Here is a 19,428-nt window from a genome sequence, read left to right as displayed (position 1 = left end):
CAGCTGCGCCCTCGCCGGGCAGTGCGCCCGCCGCTGGTGTGCCGCCTTGGGAGGTCGCCGACCCGAGCCCGGCCCCCGAGCCGTCCGCGCCCGAGCCCGTTGCGCCGCCGCCCACGCCTGCCGCCGCCCGTGCCGATCTCGGCTCCCCGGCGCAGTGGCAGCAACTCGTCGCCGGGTTGCGGGTGCGCGGTATCGCCGGCGAGCTGGCGCACAATTGTGGTTTTCTCGACTGGGCCGATGGCCGGTTGCTGCTGAGTCTGGACCCGGCGGTCGAGCATCTGCGTGTGGCCTCGGCCGAGAGTCGTTTGCGCGAGGCGCTCGAGGCCGCGCTCGGCGAACCGGTGCGCCTCGAGTTCCAGGTTGCCCGCCCCGAACAGGAGACGCTCGCCCAGCGCCGCGTGCGCGAGGCCGAGGCGCGTCAGCGCACGGCCGAGGAGACGATGCACGCCGATCCGGTGGCCGAGCGAATGCGCGAGCAGTTCGCCGCCGACTGGGTCCCGGGCAGTATCGAGCCGCAGGGCTGAGTCCGCGCATGCCGGGCGCTGGCCGCTGTCATGCCTCCCCGCGTCCGCTCGAGCCATGTATCCTTGCGTCCGGTCGCGACGCGCACACCGCCCCGGGCCGGCGCTCCGTCATGCGCTGTCCCTTGCCGGGGGCGCGATGTCCCCAATCATCCGTCAACGAGGTAGATCCAAGATGAAAGCTGGACTCGGTGGCCTGCTCAAGCAGGCGCAGAAGATGCAGGAAGAGATGCAGCAGGCGCAGGCGCGTCTGGCCGAGGAAGAGGTGACCGGCGAGGCCGGTGGCGGTATGGTCAAGGTGACCATGAACGGCAAGTACCAGGCCAAGCGTGTCGAGATCGATCCCTCGCTGCTCGGCGACGACAAGGAGATGCTCGAGGACCTGATCTCCGCGGCGATCAACGACGCCACCCAGCGCGTCGCCGAGAAGATGAAGGAGACCATGTCGTCGGTGACCGCCGGCATGCCGCTGCCCCCGGGCATGAAGTTCCCCTTCTGAGCCCGTTGGTCGAGCGCGCATGAGCGAGCGGGCCCTGCTCGATCAGCTGATCGATGCGCTGCGCTGTCTGCCCGGGGTCGGGCCGAAGTCGGCGCAGCGCATCGCCTTCCACCTGCTCGAGCGTGATCGTGAGGGCGGGGCGCGGCTGGCGCGGGTGATGGCCGAGGCGATGACCCGCATCGGCCACTGTGATCGCTGCCGCACCCTGACCGAGCGCGAGCGCTGTGCGATCTGCGCCGATCCCCGTCGCGATGCCGGATTGCTGTGCGTGGTCGAGCAGCCCTCCGAGGTCGTCGCCATCGAACAGGCCACCGACTTCGGCGGGCGCTATTTCGTCCTCGGCGGGCGGCTCTCGCCGCTCGACGGCATCGGTCCGGCCGAGCTCGGGCTCGACCGGCTCGAGGCGCTGCTGGCCGAGGGCGGGGTGCGCGAGCTGGTACTCGCCATCAGCCCCACGGTCGAGGGCGGAGCGACGGCCCAGTTCGTCGCCGAGCTGGCCGCGGCGCAGGGTGTTGCGGTCACCCGGATCGCCCAGGGCGTGCCCCTGGGCGGCGATCTGGACGCGCTCGACGGTGGCACCCTGGCGCTCGCCCTTGCCGGGCGCCGCGCCTTCTGAAGGGACCGGCGGGCCAGTGCCGCGCCGGTCATCCGCCCCGAGCGGGGCGATATCTCGATCTTGGGAGCGAACATCAGGATGACCGATACCATCTTCGGCAAGATCGCCCGTGGTGAAATCGAGGCCGACCTCGTCTACGAGGACGAGGACGTCGTCGCCTTCCGCGACCTCAACCCGCAGGCGCCCACCCATCTGCTGGTGATCCCGCGCAAACCGATCCGGACCCTCAGCGAGGCCGGTGCGGAGGATGCCGAGCTGCTCGGCAAGTTGTTGCTGGTCGCCGCCAAGGTGGCCGAGCAGGCCGGGATCGCCAAGGGTGGCTATCGCACCGTGATCAACTGCAACGCCGGTGCCGGGCAGACGGTGTTCCATCTGCACCTGCATGTGCTCGGTGGTCGCGCGCTGCAATGGCCGCCCGGCTGAGGGCGATGGGCTGACGGGAGGTGGCGTCGCGTCACACCGCCGACTGGCGGGCGCGTGGCGACGGTTCGTCCCTCTCACTCTATGCCGGCGCGCGTCGAACGGGTAGCATTGCCGCTCGACAGGGTGGTCGTCCGCGCTGCAGCGGCCGGCGGGACTACAGCATGGAGACCTGGGGGCGCGAGACGCTCGAGATCACACTATGGCAGCGAATCCACAATCGCTCGAAGGTGAGGCCGCAGCGGCCTTCGAGCTCAAGGCGGCGGGGTTCACCCTGCCGATCTTCAGACTGCTCGGTGACGACATGGAGGCCGTGGCCAATCAACTCAGCGCCAAGGTCGGCCAGGCCCCCGATTTCTTCCGCAACACCCCGATCGTGATCGATCTCGGCGACTTTGCCGGCGGCGAGGTCGAGTTCCCGTTGTTGGTGGGGCTGCTGCGTGGCTACGGGATGATCCCCTTCGGTGTGCGCGGCGGCAGCAAGGCGCAGCACGCCAGCGCCGAGACCATGGAGCTGGCGGTGCTGGGCGAGACCTATTCTCGTGCCGCGCGTCCGAGTCCCGCCAACGCCGAGAACGCCGAGCGTGCCGCCGCCGATGAGGCGGTCCACGCCTCGATGCTGGTGGCCCGTCCGGTGCGCTCCGGACAGCGTCACTATGCCGCCGGCGGCGACCTCTCGGTGGTCGGGGCGGTCAGCTCCGGGGCCGAGTTGATGGCCGACGGCAACATCCATGTCTACGGCCCGCTGCGCGGTCGCGCGATGGCGGGTGTCAACGGTGACCTGGAGGCGCGAATCTTCTGCCAGGACCTGCAGGCCGAGCTGGTCGCCATCGCCGGCCACTACCGGGTGAGCGAGAACATCCCCGCCGAGCTGCAGGGGGTCCCGGTGCAGATTTTTCTCGATCAGAAGATCCTGCGCATCGAGAAACTGTGAATCGATCCGGGGACCGACAAACGGAACACTCCCCATTAGGAGGCTGCAACTTTGGCGAGAATCATCGTAATCACCTCGGGTAAGGGCGGGGTCGGCAAGACGACCACTGCTGCTGCGCTGGCCATGGGGCTGGCCCTGAAGGGTAAGCGCACGGCGGTGGTCGACTTCGACGTGGGACTGCGCAACCTCGACCTGATCATGGGTTGCGAGCGACGTGTCGTCTACGACTTCGTCAATGTCATCAAGGAGGAAGCAACCCTCAACCAGGCGCTGATCCGCGACAAGCGCAGCGACCATCTCTATATCCTCCCGGCCTCGCAGACCCGCGACAAGGATGCGCTGGCCAAGGATGCGGTGGGCCGGGTGCTCGAGGAGCTCTCCGACAGCTTCGACTTCGTCGTCTGCGACTCGCCCGCCGGGATCGAGCATGGCGCGACCATGGCGATGTACTATGCCGATGACGCCATCGTGGTCACCAATCCCGAGGTCTCCTCGGTGCGTGACTCCGATCGCATGCTCGGCATCCTGTCGAGCAAGTCGCGCCGCGCCGAGAACGGCGATGAGCCGATCCGCGAGCACCTGCTGCTCACCCGCTACGATCCGCGTCGGGTCGACAACGGCGACATGCTCAGTGTCGAGGACGTGCAGGAGATCCTGTCGCTGAGCCTGATCGGGGTGATCCCCGAGTCCAAGGCGGTGCTGAGCGCCTCCAATGCCGGTATCCCGGTGATCCTCGACCATGACAGTGATGCCGGCCAGGCGTACGCTGACACGGTATCGCGCTATCTTGGGGAGGATATCCCGCACCGCTTCACCGAAGCGGAGAAGAAGGGCTTCCTGAGCCGTCTATTCAAAGGGTGACCCATGGGCCTACTCGACTACTTCCGCTCCTCGCAGCCGAAGGGCTCCGCCAACGTTGCCAAGGAACGGCTGCAGATCCTGGTGGCGCACGATCGAGCCGCACGCGACCGTCCCTCCTATCTGCCCAAGCTGCAGCAGGAGATCATCGACGTCATCCGCAAGTACGTCGATGTCGACATGAACGCGGTCTCGGTGAACTACGAGCAGGAAGACGCCCACGAGGTGCTGGAGCTCAACATCGTGTTGCCGGAGGCGGCGCAGCAGCGGCTGGCGCCCTGAACGCGCCCGCCGCTGTTGCCTGCCGAAGCCTCAGTCCGCGTCCCCGAGCAGGCGCTCGAGGATGCCGGCGTAGACGTCGCTGAGCAGGTCGAGTTCGTCGACCCCGACGCATTCGTTGACCTGGTGGATGGTGGCGTTGCGCGGGCCGAGCTCGACCACCTGGGCGCCGCTCGGGGCGATGAAGCGCCCGTCTGAGGTGCCGCCGGCGGTCGACAGCTCGGTGGCGATGCCGCAGTGCGCGGCGATCGCCGCGCGCGCGGCCTCGACCAGGGCGCCGCTGGGGGTGAGGAAGGGTTCGCCCGAGAGTCGCCAGTCGAGCGTGTAGTCGAAGCCGCCGGCGTCGAGGATGGCGCCCACCCGGCGTTGGATGGTGGCGGCGTCGAGTTCGGTGGAGAAGCGCAGGTTGAACTGTGCGCAGAGCTCGCCCGGCACCACGTTCTCTGCCCCGGTGCCCATGTTCAGGTTGGCGATCTGCAGGCTGGTCGGCGGGAAGTGCGCGTTGCCCTGGTCCCACACCTCGGCGACGAGATCGGCCAACGCCCGGGCGCTCTCGTGGAAGGGGTTGCGCGCCAGTGCCGGATAGGCGACGTGTCCCTGCTTGCCACGCACCTTGAGAAAGCCGCTGATACTCCCCCGTCGACCGTTCTTGATGGTGTCGCCGAGCCGTGCGCTGCTCGAAGGCTCGCCGACCAGCGCATAGTCGATGCGCTCGCCGCGCGCCCTGAGCCGGCGCATCACCTCCACAGTGCCTGCGGTCGCAGGCCCCTCCTCGTCACTGGTGATCAGCAACGCGATCGAGCCGTGGTGATCGGGATGACGCGCGATGAACGCCTCCAATGCGCAGACGAAGGCGGCGATCGAGCCCTTCATGTCCGCCGCGCCACGCCCGTAGAGCAGGCCGTCGCGGATGCTCGGCTCGAAGGGGGGCGAGTCCCACTGCTCGAGCGGCCCCGGCGGCACCACGTCGGTGTGCCCGGCGAAGCAGAACAGCGGCCCCTGGTCGCCGCGACGGGCCCAGAGGTTGGTGACGCCGTCGCAGGGCATCGTCTCGATCCGGAAGCCGAGCGCGGTCAGACGCTCGGCGAGCAGCTGCTGACAGCCCTGGTCGTCGGGGGTGACGGAGGGGCGGGCGATCAGCTCGTGGGCGAGCTGTAGGGTGGGGGAGAGGGTCATTGCTGGAACCAGGTCTCGTAGTCCGTGGCGCTGAAACCGACCCGGATGGTCGCGCCGTGCTCGAGCAGCGGGCGGCGGATCAGGGTGGGGTGGGCGAGCACCAGCGCGCGGGCGCGCGTCGTGTCGAGATCGGCGCGCTGCTCGGGCGGGAGCTGGCGCCAGGTCGCCGAGCGGCGGTTGATGAGCTGCTCCCAGCCGAGCGTCTCGAGCCAGGTGTCGAGCCGTTCGGGGTCGATGCCGTCTGCGCGCAGATCGTGGAAGCGATGATCGATGGCACGCGCCTGCAGCCAGGCGCGTGCCTTGCGTACGGTATCGCAGTTGGCGATACCGTAGAGCACGATGGTCATCAGATGTCGCGCAGCAGCTCGTTGATGCCGACCTTGCCGCGGGTCTTCTCGTCGACCTGCTTGATGATCACCGCGCAGTAGAGGCTGTGGCTGCCGTCCTTCGCGGGCAGACTGCCGGGGACCACCACGGCGCCGGGCGGCACCCGGCCGAAGCAGATCTCGCCGGTCTCGCGGTTGTAGATCTTGGTGCTCTGGCCGATATAGACGCCCATCGAGATCACCGCGCCCTCGCCGACGATCACGCCCTCGACGATCTCCGAGCGCGCGCCGATGAAGCAGTTGTCCTCGATGATGGTGGGCGCGGCCTGCACCGGCTCGAGCACACCGCCGATGCCGACGCCGCCGGAGAGGTGCACGTTCTTGCCGATCTGCGCGCAGGAGCCGACCGTGGCCCAGGTGTCGACCATGGTGCCGGAGTCGACATAGGCGCCGATGTTGACGTAGGAGGGCATCAGCACGCAGCCGGGGGCGATGTAGGCGCCCTTGCGCGCGGTTGCCGGCGGCACCACGCGCACCCCGCCGGCGCGGAATTCGCGCGAGTTGGCGTCGGCGTACTTCGAGGGCACCTTGTCGTAGTAGTTGGTGAAGCCACCCTTCATGAACTCGTTGTCGGTGATGCGGAAGGACAGCAGCACCGCCTTCTTCACCCAGTCGTTGACCACCCAGTCGCCGTCGCGCTTCTCGGCCACGCGCAGCTCGCCGCGGTCGAGCCGCTCGATGGTGTCCTGGATGGCGTCGCGCACATGGGTCTCGACCGCGCGCGGGGTGATCTCGGCGCGGCGCTCGAAGGCCTCGACGATGATGGATTGTTGCTCGGTCATGGGTTCGGTTCTCTCGTTGCTGAAGGTTGGAACGGATTCGGTCGGGTGCGCCGGGTCACAGTCGCGCGAGACAGCGGCGGATGCGTCGGGCGGCGTCGACGCACTCGTTGAGCGGGGCCACCAGGGCGAGACGGATACGCCGCTCGCCCGGGTTGTGGCCATCGACGGTGCGCGAGAGGAAGCTGCCCGGCAGCACGGTGACGTGCTCCTCGGCATAGAGCCGGCGCGCCAGCTCGGTGTCGCTGATCGGGGTCTCGGGCCAGAGATAGAAGCCCGCTTCGGGGAGACTGAGCGGGAGCGCGCCGTCGAGCACCTCGGCGACGGCGGCGAACTTCTCGCGATAGCGCGCGCGATTCTCGCGCACGTGCGTCTCGTCGCGCCAGGCGGCGATGCTCGCGTGCTGATGGTGCAGCGGCATGGCGCAGCCGTGATAGGTGCGGTAGAGGAAGAAGCGCTCGATCACCTCGGCGTCACCGGCGACGAAGCCCGAACGCAGCCCCGGCGCGTTGGAGCGCTTGGAGAGGCTGTGGAAGACCACGCAGCGCGAGAAGTCGGGGTTGCCGATCGCCGCCGAGACCTCCAGCAGCCCAGGCGGTGGCGCCTGTTCGTCGAGATAGAGCTCGGAGTAGCACTCGTCGGAGGCGATGACGAAGTCGTGGCGGTGTGCCAGGGCGATCAGCTCGGCCAGGGTCTCGCGGTCGGCCACCGCGCCCGTGGGGTTGCCCGGTGAGCACAGATAGAGCAGCTGACAGCGCTCCCAGGTCGCCGCATCGACCGCCGAGAAATCGGGCAGGAACCCGGTCTCGGCGGTGCAGGGCAGGTAGCACGGCTCGGCGCCGGCGAGCAGCGCCGCGCCCTCGTAGATCTGGTAGAAGGGGTTGGGCATCAGCACCAGCGGGGCCGGTGTGGTGCGCTTCACGCAGGCCTGGGCGAAGGCGAACAGCGCCTCGCGGGTGCCGTTGACCGGCAGCACCTGATGCTCCGGGTCGACCGTCGCGCCGAGGGCGAAGCGCTGGCCGAGCCAGTCGGCGATCGCCTCGCGCAACGTCGGCAGCCCTCGGGTGGTGGGATAGCCCGAGAGTCGGTGCAGGTGCGCGATCAGCGCCTCGCTGACCAGGCTCGGCGTGGGGTGCTTGGGCTCGCCGATCGAGAGTGCGATGTGATCGCGGTCGACCGGCGGCTCCAGCCCCTGCTTGAGGGCCGCGAGACGCTGGAAGGGATAGGATTGGAGACGGTCCAGATCCGGGTTCATAGGGACAAGAGGCCTGCTCGCCGACGGGCCGCATGGACACGTTGGGCGCTGGGAAAAAGCGTCTAGTATAGGCCAAGGGCGGGGGCGGCTCCATGGGGGCGCCGCCGTCAGCGGATTGAACCGCAAAGCCGCCAAGGACGCGAAGGGGAAAGCGGCCAGCGGTCAGCGGTTAGCCACCAGCGGTCAGCCACCAGCCACCAGCCGCCAGCCGCGAGCGGCGTCGCCGCCCCGCCGGTCCGTGGTGTCCTCGCGAGGCCAGCTCTGCCCTTCTTGCCCTTCGGCCCCTTGGCGTCCTTTGCGCCTTTGTGGTTCAAACTCTCGCTGGCCGCCTGGGTCAGCGCTCGTCCCGAGTGTGTTGTTCGAGACGCTTGCACACCTCGCGGCGCAGGCAGGCGAGGGCGTTCTCGCAGGTGATCGGGGTGTCGTCGGTGTCGGTGATGAAGAAGACGTCGTCGACTTCGGCGCCGACGGTGGCGATCTTGGCGTTTTGCAGCCGTACCCCGCAGTCGCGGAACACCGCGCCGACCTCGGCGAGCAGGCCGGGGCAGTCGAGGGTGCTCAGACGCATGATGGTGCGGCGGTTGGGCTCGTCGGTGGAGAAGCTCACCCGGGTGTCGACCGGGAAACAGCGGTGACGGCGCGGCAGCGTGCGCGCGACGCGGATCTCGCTGTCCTCCTCGTGCCGCAGCTCCTCGGTCAGCGCGGTGCGGATCTCTTCCATGCGCAGTGCGCCGTCGACCGGGTTGCCGCCCTGGTCGAGCACCTGGTAGCTGCTCACCGCCATGCCGTCGTCGGTGGTCATGACTCGCGCGTCCATGATGCTCAGTCCGAGCTGGTCGAGCATGGCGGTGGTGCGACCGAACAGGTTGGTGCGGTCGGCGGTGTAGATGAAGAGTTCGCTGGCTCCGCGCGCGGTCACCGGGCGGATCACCGTCAGCGGCAGGGTCTCGGGGGCGGAGCAGAGGATCTGGCGACTCTGCCAGGCGATCTCGTCAGGCGAGTTGTGGAGGAAGAAGTCGAAGCTGAACTTGCTCCACAGCCGGCGGCAGGCCTCGGGGTCGGCGCCGTAGCGCGCGACCAGTCGCAGCGCCTCGACCTGTTTCTGCTGGATCAGTTCGTCCTGCGCCTGGGGGTTGTCGAGTCCGCGCAGCAGGGCACGACGGGTGCCGTGATAGAGCTCGCGCAGCAGCGCGTCCTTCCAGCCGTTCCAGCGTTCGGGGTTGGTGGCGCGGGCATCGGCGACGGTGAGCAGGTAGAGATAGTCGAGCCGGTTGGGGTCGCCGATGCGCTCGGCGAAGGTCTGGATCACCTCGGGGTCGCTGATGTCCTTGCGCTGGGCGGTCATCGACATCACCAGGTGGTTCTCCACCAGCCAGGACACCAGACGGCTGTCGAAGGCGCTGAGGCTGTGCTGCTGGCAGAAGTCCCAGGCGTCGCGGGCGCCGAGCTGGGAGTGATCGCCGCCGCGCCCCTTGGCGATGTCGTGGAACAGCCCGGCGAGATAGAGCAGTTCGATCTTGGGGATGCGCCGGGCGATGGCGCTGCACAGCGGGAACTCGGCGTCGTGCTTGGGGATGGCGAAGCGCCGCAGGTTGCGGATCAGGGTGAGGGTGTGCTCGTCGACGGTATAGACGTGGAGCAGGTCGTACTGCATCCGCCCGACGATGTTGGCGAAGGCGGGGATATAGGCGGCGAGCACGCCGTAGCGGTTCATCCGTCGAAACGCGTGGGTCAGTCCGTTGGGCTCGCGCAGGATCTCCATGAACAGGCTGCGCGCGCGCAGGTCGTTGCGGAAGCGGGTATCGATGCGGTGATGGTTCTCGCGGATCAGGCGAATGGTGCTGGCGCGGATGCCTTCGAGCTCGGGACGGGTCTGGAGCAGGTGGAAGACCTCGAGCAGCGCCAGCGGGTAGCGCTGGAAGACCCGTGAGTTGACCACCTCGAGATAGCCGCTGCGCGACTGGAAGCGACGGTTGATGGGGATGGGCGGGCCGAGCGCGTCGCGCAGCAGGATCGCCTCGCGAAATAGCTGCAGCAGCATCTCGTTGAGACGATTGAGCTCCTGCACGGTACGGTAGTACTGCTGCATGAACTGCTCGACGGCGAGGTTGTTGGGGCCGTCGCAGAAGCCGAAGGCGTGGGCCAGGGCGCGCTGGTGGTCGAACAGCAGTCGGTCCTCGCGACGCCCGGCGAGGCGGTGCAGCGAGAAGCGGATGCGCCACAGCAGCGCCTGGCCCTCGATCAGGGTGTGGTACTCGGCCTCGGTGAGGAAGTCGTGGCGGACCAGGTCGTGGAGTGTCCTGGCGGCGAAGTGGCGCTTGGCCACCCAGGCGATCATCTGGATGTCGCGCAGCCCGCCGGGATTCTCCTTGATGTTGGGCTCGAGGTTGTAGGCGGTGCCGCCGTATTTCTCCCAACGCGCCTGTTGCTCGGCGGTCTTGGCGGCGAAGAAGCGGGCGCTGTCCCAGAGCTGGGCCGGGCTGGTGACCTCGAGCATGCGGGCATAGAGCGCGCTGCCGCCGGCGAGCAGGCGCGCCTCCATCAGGTTGGTCATCACGGTGACGTCCTGATCGGCCTCGCGCACGCAGTCATCGATGCTGCGCACGCTGTGCCCGACCTCGAGTCCGATGTCCCACAGCAGGGTGAGCAGGATCTCGAGCTGGGTCGAGAGGCGGGACTCGGCGTCGGGCGCGACCAGGATCATGATGTCGACGTCGGAGGCCGGTTGCAGCTCGCGTCGGCCATAGCCGCCGACGGCGACCAGCGCCGCGCTCTCGGTGTCGCCGAGATGCTCGGTCCAGAGGTCGCGCAGCACGCCGTCGATGAGGTCGCTGTGGGCGAGCACCAGTTCGGTGACCGGTGCGCCCTGGTCGAAGCGGCTGTAGAGCGACTCGCGCCCGGCCCTGAGTCGTTCCCGGTAGCTGTCGATGCGAGCGCGGTGCGGCTGCGGGTCGGGCGTCTGGGGTGGGGCGGGGGTGGGCGCGGTGTCGCTCATGGCTTCAGTCCTCGCGCTCCTCGCGTCTCAGGGTGAGGATCTCGCTGCCGTCGCTGGTGACCAGCAGGGTGTGCTCCCACTGTGCCGAGAGGCTGCGATCCTTGGTGACCACGGTCCAGCCGTCGGGGAGCTGCTTGATGTGGCGCTTGCCGGCGTTGACCATCGGCTCGATGGTGAAGATCATCCCCTCGCGCAGCTCCAGGCCGGTGCCGGGCGAGCCGTAGTGAAGGATCTGCGGGTCCTCGTGGAAGCCGCGCCCGATGCCGTGACCGCAGTACTCGCGCACCACCGAGAAGCCCTTGCCCTCGACGAAGCGCTGGATGGCGTGGCCGATGTCACCGAGGGTGGCGCCGGGGCGCACCTGGTCGATGCCGACGAACAGCGCCTCGCGGGTGACGTTGACCAGGCGGCGGGCGAGGATCGAGGGCTCGCCGACGAAGAACATCTTGCTGGTGTCGCCGTGGAAGCCGTCCTTGATGACGGTGACGTCGATGTTGACCACGTCGCCCTTCTTGAGGCGCTTGTTGCCGGGGATGCCGTGGCAGACCTGGTGGTTGACCGAGGTACAGATCGACTTGGGGAAGCCGTGATAGTCGAGCGGCGCGGGGATCGCCTGCTGCTCCTCGGTGATGTATTGGTGACAGATGCGGTCGAGCTCTTCGGTGGTCACGCCGGGCTGGACGTGCGGCTCGATCATGTCGAGCACGTCGGCAGCGAGCCGGCAGGCGACACGCATCTTCTCGATTTCTTCTGGGGTCTTGATCGGCACACTCATCGGCTGGTCGCTGGAGTCCAGGTAAAAATGATAATCGGTTTCTTCAGGGGGCCATCGGCCAGGTGCCGGGTGCGGGCTTGTGTCGGCGGAGGACGCCCGGGCTCGGACGAGCCGGAATGGCGAGGCGCCGGGGACCGTTCACGCCGTCCCCGGGAACACCGCGATGCCTCGGCAGCGCGGGACCGAATGTATCGGTAATTGCTCGTAGTGAGCCGCCTATGCTATAAAATGCGGCGCGTTGCCGCAAACTGCATGGACCCTTCGCCCGTTCATGTGAGGGTGCGAGGCAGGCTTGCCAAGCGAAAGACTGCGGTTTTTCGCTGTCGTTTTTCAGGTCAAACCTCCAAGATACGCGCCGGTCGCGATTGACTCTCGCGCACGGGCCTTGTGTCCGTCGTCCGAGATCGTCCGCCGAAACCACTGCTCACACACGCGTCGACACATGCGACTGGGTGCCTGCCTGGCAGGTTGTCGCGTGGGATGCGTGGAGGCCCAACCCGATATCACAGGAAGCAATACCTTGAGCAAGATCACGATGCGCCAGATGCTGGAAGCCGGTGTCCACTTCGGTCACCAGACCCGGTACTGGAACCCCAAGATGGCCCCCTTCATCTTCGGCCACCGCAACAAGATCCACATCATCAACCTGGAGAAGACCCTGCCGCTGTATGAAGAGGCGGTCAACTTCATGGGTTCGCTGGCCGCCAACGGCGGCAAGATCCTCTTCGTCGGCACCAAGCGCGCCGCGCGCGACGTGCTCAAGGAAGAGGCAGCGCGTTGCGGGATGCCCTACGTCAACCACCGTTGGCTCGGCGGCATGCTCACCAACTTCAAGACCATCCGTCAGTCGGTCAACCGCCTGAAGGAGCTTGAGGCGATGTTCGAGGATGGCTCGATCGAGCGCTTCAACAAGAAGGAGGCCCTGGGCCTGTCGCGCGAGCGTGACAAGCTCGAGCAGAGCATCGGCGGCATCAAGAACATGGACGGCCTGCCCGACGCCATGTTCGTGATCGATGTCGGTCACGAGAAGAACGCGGTCAACGAGGCCAACAAGCTCGGTATCCCGGTCATCGGCGTGGTCGATACCAACAACGAGCCGAGCACCGTCGACTTCGTCATCCCCGGTAACGACGACGCCCTGCGCGCCGTGCGTCTCTACATCACCGGCGCCGCTGACGCCATCCTCGACGGGCGTGATACCGCCGCGGCGATGGTCGGTCGCGACGAGGTCGAGCCGGTCGCAGCCGAAGAGGCTGGCGCGGAGTAAGGCCCGCGCGGCCGCTTGGCTGCGCATCCGCACCAGGCGCGCCGGGGCTCCGGCGCGCCACAGATTCCCTGGGCCCGCCGTCATCCATGATGACGGCGGGCCCTTTCCGAGATCCCGAATTCAATCGCCCGCAGGGGCGGCAGAGGTAGCTTAGACATGGCGATTACCGCGGCATTGGTGAAGGAACTGCGCGAGCGCACCGGCGCCGGCATGATGGAGTGCAAGAAGGCGCTGGTCGAGAGCAACGGCGACATCGAGGCAGCCATCGAGGCGATGCGCAAGTCCGGCCAGGCGAAAGCGGCGAAGAAGTCCGGCCGTACCGCGGCCGAGGGTGTGGTGATGGTTGCCATCGCCGAGGACGGCAAGCGCGGCGTGCAGCTCGAGGTCAACTGCGAGACCGACTTCGTCGCCAAGGACTCCAACTTCGAGGCCTTCGCCGAGGCCGCCGTGGCCACCGCGCTGAACAGCGACGCGGCCGATATCGAGGCGCTCGCCGCGCTGCCGCTCGCCGGTGATGCCGAGACCACCGTCGAGGGCGCACGCGCCGCGCTGGTGGCCAAGATCGGTGAGAACGTCCAGCTGCGCCGTCTGGTGCGTTTCGACGACGTCGAGGGTGCCCTCTACAGCTACAGCCACGGCGCGCGTATCGGCGTGGTGGTCGAGCTGGTCGGCGGCGACGCCACCCTGGGCCGCGACATCGCCATGCACGTGGCCGCCAGCAAGCCGCTGTGCGTGAGCGCCGAGCAGGTGCCCGCCGAGACCCTCGAGAAGGAGCGCGAGATCTTCAAGGCACAGGCGCTCGAGAGCGGCAAGCCCGAGGCGATCGTCGAGAAGATCATCGAGGGCCGGGTGCGCAAGTACCTCGAGGAGATCACCCTGCTCGGTCAGGCCTTCGTCAAGGATCCCGACCAGTCGGTCGAGAAGCTGCTCAAGCAGGCCGGCGCTCAGGTGCGTCGTTTCTCGCGCGTCGAGGTCGGCGAGGGCATCGAGAAGAAGACCGAGAACTTCGCCGAAGAGGTGATGGCTCAGGTTCGCGGCAGCTGATCGTCTGCTGTATCCTGACCGACACTGAAGAAACGCTTTCCCCGACCGCAACCCTGACGAGGTATACCGGGCATGACCGCCGCCGCCCCAGCCTATCGACGCATTCTGCTCAAACTCAGTGGTGAGGCGCTGATGGGTGGGGGAGGACACGGTATCGACCCGGATATCCTCGAGCGCTTTGCGTGCGAGGTCCGCGACCTGGCGGCCGATGGTGTCCAGGTCGCGCTCGTCATCGGCGGGGGCAACATCTTCCGTGGTGCCGGTCTGGCGGCGCGGGGCATGGATCGCGTCACCGGCGACCAGATGGGGATGCTGGCGACGGTGATGAATGCCCTGGCGATGCAGGACGCGCTCGAGCGCCTGGAGGTCTCCTGCCGGGTGATGTCGGCGCTGAAGATCAACCAGGTCTGCGAGGACTACATCCGTCGGCGCGCCATGCGCCATCTCGACAAGGGGCGGGTGGTGATCTTCGCCGCCGGCACCGGCAATCCGTTCTTCACCACCGATTCGGCGGCCAGTCTGCGCGCGATCGAGGTGGGCGCGGAACTGCTGGTCAAGGCGACCAAGGTCGACGGCATCTATTCCGCCGACCCGGTCCAGCACCCCGACGCGGTCTTCTACAGCCGGATCAGCTACGATCAGGCGCTGCGCGAGGGTCTCAAGGTCATGGACACGACGGCGATCGTGCTCTGTCGGGACCATGGAATGCCACTGCGTGTAATGAACATCAACGAGTCGGGTGCCCTGCTGCGGCTGGTCCGCGGCGAGGACATCGGCTCGCTGGTCGTAAGCGGGAACTAACATGATCGACGATATCAAGAAAGACGCTGCAGAACGCATGGCCAAGAGCGTCGAGGCGCTGTCGCACGAGCTGGCGAAGATTCGCACCGGTCGTGCCCACCCCTCGCTGCTCGATCACGTCATGGTCTCCTACTACGGCTCCGATGTGCCGATCCGTCAGGTCGCCAACATCAACGCCGAGGATGCCCGCACCCTGAGCGTGGTGCCCTGGGAGAAGAACCTGGTGCAGGCGATCGAGAAGGCGATCATGCAGTCCGATCTCGGCCTCAACCCGAACTCCGCCGGCACCGTGATCCGCGTACCGATGCCGCCGCTCACCGAAGAGCGTCGTCGCGATCTGATCAAGGTCGCTCGCAGCGAGGCCGAGCAGGCGCGCGTGGCGATCCGCAACATCCGTCGCGACGCCAACAACGAGCTCAAGGAGCTGGTCAAGGAGAAGATGATCTCCGAGGACGACGAGCGTCGTGGTCAGGAGATCGTGCAGAAACTCACCGATCAGAACGTCAAGGAGATCGATGTCGTCCTCGCCGAGAAGGAAGAGGACCTGATGTCGATCTGACCAGGGGCACGGTGCCAGCCTGTTCAAGTATTGTGGAAACTGTAACGTCTCCCGGCGTCGTCGCCGCCCCCGAGACCCCGGTGCCCGCTCATGTCGCCATCATCATGGACGGCAATGGGCGCTGGGCAAAGCGGCGAGGAATGCCGCGTACAGCTGGTCACCGCGAGGGCGTCAAGAGTGTGCGCGCGGTGGTCGAGGAGAGCGTGCGTCGGGGTGTCGGAACCCTCACCCTGTTCGCCTTCAGTAGCGAGAACTGGCGCCGCCCGCCCTCCGAGGTCAACATCCTCATGGAGCTGTTCATGAGTGCGCTGCGCGGCGAGGTCCGGCGGCTGCACCAGCACGATGTGCGGTTGCGGGTGATCGGCGAGCGCGTCGCCTTCTCCGAGCGGCTCCAGCAACGCATCGCCGAGGCCGAACAGCTGACCGCTGAGAATACCGGTCTCAATCTGCAGGTGGCGGCCAATTACGGCGGGCGCTGGGACATCACCCGCGCTGCGCGCCAACTGGTCGCCGATGTCCAGGCCGGGTCGCTCGATCCCGACAGTATCGACGAGACGGCACTCGCCGAGCGTCTCTCCTTTCCCGATCTCCCCGAGCCCGACCTCTTCATCCGCACCGGCGGCGAGCAGCGTCTGAGCAACTTCATGCTCTGGCAGTCGGCTTACTCGGAACTCTTCTTCAGTCCGGTGCTGTGGCCGGACTTCGATGCCTCGGCCTTTGCCGAGGCGCTCGATTTCTACGCCGGCCGCCAGCGCCGTTTCGGCCGCACCGGCGAGCAGGTCGAGGCACTGAGCGCGGTCGGCCGCTATGGACGGGGTTGATTGCATGGCCGTTGCAACGACAAGCGCGCTGCGCCAGCGCACACTCACCGCGTTGGCACTGGTGCCGCTGGTCATCGGCGCGGTGCTGTGGCTGCCGACGCCACTGTTCGCGCTGGTCCTGGCCGGGGTGATCGGGGTCGGCGCCTGGGAGTGGGCGGCGCTCGCCGGCGTCGCCGGTCAGCGCCTGCGGGCGCTCTATCCGCTGCTGGTGGGCGGCGCCATGGCGCTGCTCTGGCCATTCCCTCAGGGGTTGTTCTGGCTCGCCATCGCCAGCGCGCTGTGGTGGCTGTGGCAGATCCGCCGACTGTTGTCGATGCGCCGGATCGTCCCGGCCGCTGGCGTCGACGGGCGGCTGTTGGCCGTCGGGCTGCTGGTGCTGGTCGCGCCCTGGGCTGCGCTGGTGACACTGCACGACGCCCCCGGTGGGCCGGCGCTGGTGCTCTTCCTGCTCTTCGTCATCTGGAGCGCCGATACCGGCGCCTATTTCGCCGGTCGGCGCTGGGGACGGACCAAGCTCGCCCCGGTGCTCAGTCCCGGCAAGACCCGCGCCGGCGTCTACGGCGGCGTCCTGGGGGCGGTGCTGTGCGCACTGGTGTTCGCCTGGCTCCAGAGGCTCGCGCCGCTGCATGGGCTCCTGCTGTTGTTGATCAGCGCCGCGACCGCGCTGATCTCGGTGGCCGGGGATCTTTACGAAAGCCTGCTCAAGCGCCGCTGTGGCGCAAAGGACTCGGGCCAGCTCCTGCCCGGTCACGGTGGCATGCTCGATCGTATCGACAGCCTGACCGCGGCCGCGCCCCTGTTCCTGTTGGGCACCACCTTGATCGGAGTTCGATAAGTGATAGGCGTGACCGTACTTGGCTCGACGGGGTCGATCGGGGTCAGCACGCTCGACGTGCTCGCCCGCCATCCCGACCGTTTCCGGGCCGTGGCCCTGACCGCCAACACCGATGCCGAGCGCATGGCCGAGCAGTGCCGCGCGCACCGCCCGCTGTTCGCGGTGATGGTCGATGCCGCCGCCGCCGCGCGGTTGCGCGCGCTGCTCGCCGACATGCCCGACCGGCCCGAGGTGCTCGAGGGCGTCGAGGGGCTCGAGCAGGTTGCGGCGATGCCCGAGGCCGACTATGTGATGGCCGCGATCGTCGGTGCCGCCGGGTTGCGCCCGACCCTGGCCGCCGCGCGCGTCGGCAAGCGGGTGCTGCTCGCCAACAAGGAGTCGCTGGTGGTCGCCGGCGCGCTGCTGATGCAGGCCGTCGCCGACAGCGGCGCCGAGCTGCTGCCGATCGACAGCGAGCACAATGCCATCTTCCAGTGCCTGCCGGCGAACTTCGCCGACGGGCTCGAACGCGTCGGCGTCGAGCGCATCCTGCTCACCGCCTCCGGCGGACCCTTCCGCGACTGGCCGCTCGAGCGCCTCGCCGGCGTCACCCCGGAGCAGGCCTGCGCCCACCCGACCTGGGCGATGGGGCGCAAGATCTCGGTCGATTCGGCGACCATGATGAACAAGGGGCTGGAGGTGATCGAGGCCTGCTGGCTGTTCGGTACCGATACCAGTCGTATCCAGGTGGTGGTGCACCCGCAGAGCATGATCCACTCGCTGGTGCAGTACACCGACGGCTCGGTGCTCGCCGAACTCGGCAATCCCGACATGCGCACCCCGATCGCCCACGCCATGGCCTGGCCCGAGCGCTTCGCCTCCGGGGTCGAGCCGCTCGACCTGTTCGCCGTCGCCCGGCTCGATTTCCAGGCCCCGGACTTCGAGCGCTTCCCCTGTCTGGCGCTGGCCTTCCAGGCCGCCGAGCAGGGCGGTACCGCGCCGGCGGTGCTCAACGCCGCCAACGAGGTGGCGGTGGCCGCCTTCCTCGACGGGCGCATCGACTTCCCCGGCATCGCCGCCGTGGTCGGTGGTACCCTCGAGGCCATCCCCAACGTCTCGGTCGAGGGCGTGGACGTCGCCTTCCTGCTCGAGGTCGATCGTCAGGCGCGCGAGCGCGCGGAACTGTTCGTCAGACAGCGGGTCAGCTAGTCGCATATGGACCTCCTCTTCACCATCGCCGCTTTCATCGTCGCCCTCGGGATCCTCATCGCGGTCCACGAGTTCGGTCACTTCTGGGTCGCGCGACGGGTGGGGATCAAGGTCCTGCGCTTCTCCATCGGCTTCGGTCGGCCGCTGTTGCGCTGGCGGCGCGGCGCCGACCAGACCGAATACGTGATCGCCGCCATCCCGCTCGGCGGCTATGTGCGGATGCTCGACGAGCGCGAGGAGGCGGTCGACGAGACCGAGCTGCATCGCGCCTTCAACCGTCAGCGGCTGTGGAAGCGCAGCGCGGTGGTGGTCGCCGGGCCGCTGTTCAACCTGCTCTTTGCGGTACTCGCCTACTGGGGGCTGTTCGTCGCCGGTGACACCGGGCTGCGCCCGGTGATCGGCGAGGTCGCCGCCGAGTCGGTGGCCGAGCAGGCCGGTTTCGCGCCTGGGGACGAATTGCTGCGCATCGGTGACCGCCCGGTGCAGAGCTGGGAGACGGCGCTGTTCGCGCTTACCGCCGAGGCGCTCGAGGGTGGGGCGGTGGCGGTCCAGGTGCGCGAGAAGGACGGTGCCGAGGCGGCGCGCGTGTTGCCGGCCGCGGCCCTGGCCTCGATCGCCGAGTCGCCCGATCTGGTCGGCCAGCTCGGGCTCGAACCCGAGCGCCCGCGGGTGGCGCCGGTGATCGGTCGGGTGGTGGCCGGGGAGCCTGCCGAGCAGGCCGGGTTCATGCCGGGGGATCGCATCCTCAGCGCCGACGGCACCGCCATCGCCGGCTGGCGCGATTGGGTCGACTGGGTGCGTGAGCGTCCGCAGACACCGATCGCCGTCGAGATCGTGCGTGCTGGTGAGCCGCTGTCGCTGACGGTGATCCCGCGTGCGGTGGAGGATGCCGAGGGCGGGCGTACTGGGCGCATCGGCGCCGGCGTGGAGATGCCCGAGGACCTGATGGCCGACTATCGTGTCGAGGTCCACTACGGGCCGATCGAGGCACTGGTCAAGGCCGCCGACAAGACCCTGGACACCAGCGTGATGATGCTCAAGGTGGTCGGGCGGATGCTGGTCGGCCAGGCCTCGGTGGAGAACCTCAGCGGCCCGATCACCATCGCCGAGACCGCCGGACGGACCGCCAGCTACGGGCTCGATGCCTTCGTCAAGTTCCTCGCCGTGGTCAGCATCAGTCTCGGCGTGCTCAACCTGTTGCCGATCCCGATGCTCGACGGCGGCCATCTGGTCTACTTCCTGATCGAGTGGGTCAAGGGCAGTCCCGTCTCCGAGGGCGCCCAGGTGCAGGCGCAGAAGGTCGGTCTGGTGCTGCTGGCGGGGTTGATGTCGCTCGCCTTTTACGTCGATCTCTCCCGGCTCTTTGGCTAGACCCGCTCGATCCCTTATACTAGCGCCCCTCGACCGTCGACTGCGTCGC

General features: G+C 68.0%; 21 protein-coding genes. 15 read left to right on the top strand and 6 right to left on the bottom strand.

The genetic code is table 11. The features are described from left to right. The 7 genes from EBL84_RS08500 to minE all read left to right on the top strand — a co-directional run. Positions 1 to 524, top strand: a 524-nt coding sequence (locus EBL84_RS08500; protein ID WP_305027359.1) for a DNA polymerase III subunit gamma/tau C-terminal domain-containing protein, incomplete at its 5' end; no start/stop codon positions are given. A gap of 172 nt (positions 525 to 696) precedes the next feature. After that, positions 697 to 1,020: a YbaB/EbfC family nucleoid-associated protein gene (locus EBL84_RS08495; protein ID WP_062275538.1), complete on the top strand. Its 324-nt coding sequence runs from the start codon at positions 697 to 699 to the stop codon at positions 1,018 to 1,020. Between the two features lie 19 nt (positions 1,021 to 1,039). Further along, positions 1,040 to 1,636: a recombination mediator RecR gene (gene recR, locus EBL84_RS08490; protein ID WP_123140426.1), complete on the top strand. Its 597-nt coding sequence runs from the start codon at positions 1,040 to 1,042 to the stop codon at positions 1,634 to 1,636. A 78-nt stretch (positions 1,637 to 1,714) separates the two neighbouring features. Then, positions 1,715 to 2,059 carry a histidine triad nucleotide-binding protein gene (locus EBL84_RS08485; protein WP_123140425.1) on the top strand — a complete coding sequence of 115 codons (345 nt, stop codon included), beginning with the start codon at positions 1,715 to 1,717 and terminating at the stop codon, positions 2,057 to 2,059. Positions 2,060 to 2,258: 199 nt separating this feature from the next. Further along, positions 2,259 to 2,990, top strand: a complete 732-nt coding sequence (gene minC, locus EBL84_RS08480; protein ID WP_123140424.1) for a septum site-determining protein MinC — start codon at positions 2,259 to 2,261, stop codon at positions 2,988 to 2,990. A gap of 51 nt (positions 2,991 to 3,041) precedes the next feature. Next, positions 3,042 to 3,851: a septum site-determining protein MinD gene (gene minD / locus EBL84_RS08475; RefSeq protein WP_123140423.1), complete on the top strand. Its 810-nt coding sequence runs from the start codon at positions 3,042 to 3,044 to the stop codon at positions 3,849 to 3,851. Between the two features lie 3 nt (positions 3,852 to 3,854). Continuing rightward, the gene (gene minE / locus EBL84_RS08470; RefSeq protein ID WP_005220349.1) at positions 3,855 to 4,130 is read left to right on the top strand and encodes a cell division topological specificity factor MinE; all 276 of its coding nucleotides are present in this window, start codon (positions 3,855 to 3,857) and stop codon (positions 4,128 to 4,130) included. A gap of 30 nt (positions 4,131 to 4,160) precedes the next feature. On the opposite strand, the gene dapE is transcribed toward minE, so the two are convergent. The 6 genes from dapE to map form a co-directional block, all read right to left on the bottom strand. Next, positions 4,161 to 5,303 carry a succinyl-diaminopimelate desuccinylase gene (gene dapE / locus EBL84_RS08465; protein WP_123140422.1) on the bottom strand — a complete coding sequence of 381 codons (1,143 nt, stop codon included), beginning with the start codon at positions 5,301 to 5,303 and terminating at the stop codon, positions 4,161 to 4,163. Further along, a complete protein-coding gene (locus EBL84_RS08460; RefSeq protein WP_123140421.1) occupies positions 5,300 to 5,653 on the bottom strand; it encodes an ArsC family reductase in 354 nt (117 codons plus the stop codon). The genes dapE and EBL84_RS08460 overlap by 4 nt, the downstream gene beginning before the upstream one ends. Further along, positions 5,650 to 6,471, bottom strand: a complete 822-nt coding sequence (gene dapD / locus EBL84_RS08455; protein WP_123140420.1) for a 2,3,4,5-tetrahydropyridine-2,6-dicarboxylate N-succinyltransferase — start codon at positions 6,469 to 6,471, stop codon at positions 5,650 to 5,652. The genes EBL84_RS08460 and dapD overlap by 4 nt, the downstream gene beginning before the upstream one ends. A gap of 55 nt (positions 6,472 to 6,526) precedes the next feature. Then, a complete protein-coding gene (gene dapC, locus EBL84_RS08450) occupies positions 6,527 to 7,723 on the bottom strand; it encodes a succinyldiaminopimelate transaminase (protein ID WP_123140419.1) in 1,197 nt (398 codons plus the stop codon). Between the two features lie 334 nt (positions 7,724 to 8,057). Further along, positions 8,058 to 10,718, bottom strand: coding sequence for a [protein-PII] uridylyltransferase (glnD, locus tag EBL84_RS08445; RefSeq protein ID WP_123140418.1), 2,661 nt, complete (start codon positions 10,716 to 10,718; stop codon positions 8,058 to 8,060). Positions 10,719 to 10,722: 4 nt separating this feature from the next. Then, positions 10,723 to 11,493, bottom strand: coding sequence for a type I methionyl aminopeptidase (gene map, locus EBL84_RS08440; RefSeq protein ID WP_123140417.1), 771 nt, complete (start codon positions 11,491 to 11,493; stop codon positions 10,723 to 10,725). Between the two features lie 535 nt (positions 11,494 to 12,028). Between map and rpsB the strand changes: the two genes are divergently transcribed. The 8 genes from rpsB (at position 12,029) to rseP (ending at position 19,379) form a co-directional block, all read left to right on the top strand. Then, entirely contained in the window at positions 12,029 to 12,760 is a 732-nt protein-coding gene (rpsB, locus tag EBL84_RS08435; RefSeq protein WP_123140432.1) for a 30S ribosomal protein S2, read from the top strand. Positions 12,761 to 12,916: 156 nt separating this feature from the next. Then, positions 12,917 to 13,804 (top strand): translation elongation factor Ts, encoded by an 888-nt coding sequence (gene tsf, locus EBL84_RS08430; protein ID WP_123140416.1) that lies wholly within the window; start codon positions 12,917 to 12,919, stop codon positions 13,802 to 13,804. A gap of 72 nt (positions 13,805 to 13,876) precedes the next feature. After that, a complete protein-coding gene (gene pyrH, locus EBL84_RS08425) occupies positions 13,877 to 14,605 on the top strand; it encodes a UMP kinase (RefSeq protein WP_123140415.1) in 729 nt (242 codons plus the stop codon). Between the two features lies 1 nt (position 14,606). Beyond that, positions 14,607 to 15,164 carry a ribosome recycling factor gene (frr, locus tag EBL84_RS08420; protein ID WP_123140414.1) on the top strand — a complete coding sequence of 186 codons (558 nt, stop codon included), beginning with the start codon at positions 14,607 to 14,609 and terminating at the stop codon, positions 15,162 to 15,164. Positions 15,165 to 15,244: 80 nt separating this feature from the next. Beyond that, positions 15,245 to 15,985 (top strand): polyprenyl diphosphate synthase, encoded by a 741-nt coding sequence (uppS, locus tag EBL84_RS08415; RefSeq protein ID WP_223806158.1) that lies wholly within the window; start codon positions 15,245 to 15,247, stop codon positions 15,983 to 15,985. Positions 15,986 to 15,989: 4 nt separating this feature from the next. Beyond that, a complete protein-coding gene (locus tag EBL84_RS08410) occupies positions 15,990 to 16,820 on the top strand; it encodes a phosphatidate cytidylyltransferase (protein WP_123140412.1) in 831 nt (276 codons plus the stop codon). Continuing rightward, the gene (gene ispC, locus EBL84_RS08405; RefSeq protein WP_123140411.1) at positions 16,821 to 18,008 is read left to right on the top strand and encodes a 1-deoxy-D-xylulose-5-phosphate reductoisomerase; all 1,188 of its coding nucleotides are present in this window, start codon (positions 16,821 to 16,823) and stop codon (positions 18,006 to 18,008) included. It begins immediately after the preceding gene. 6 nt (positions 18,009 to 18,014) lie between these two features. Then, positions 18,015 to 19,379, top strand: coding sequence for an RIP metalloprotease RseP (rseP, locus tag EBL84_RS08400; protein WP_123140410.1), 1,365 nt, complete (start codon positions 18,015 to 18,017; stop codon positions 19,377 to 19,379). Positions 19,380 to 19,428: the final 49 nt, after the last annotated feature.

It is taken from the genome of Marichromatium sp. AB31, assembly GCF_003718685.1.
In the GTDB taxonomy this organism is placed as follows: domain Bacteria; phylum Pseudomonadota; class Gammaproteobacteria; order Chromatiales; family Chromatiaceae; genus Marichromatium; species Marichromatium gracile.
Note: the sequence above shows the minus strand (reverse complement) of the source record. Positions and strands in the feature narration are given on the sequence as shown.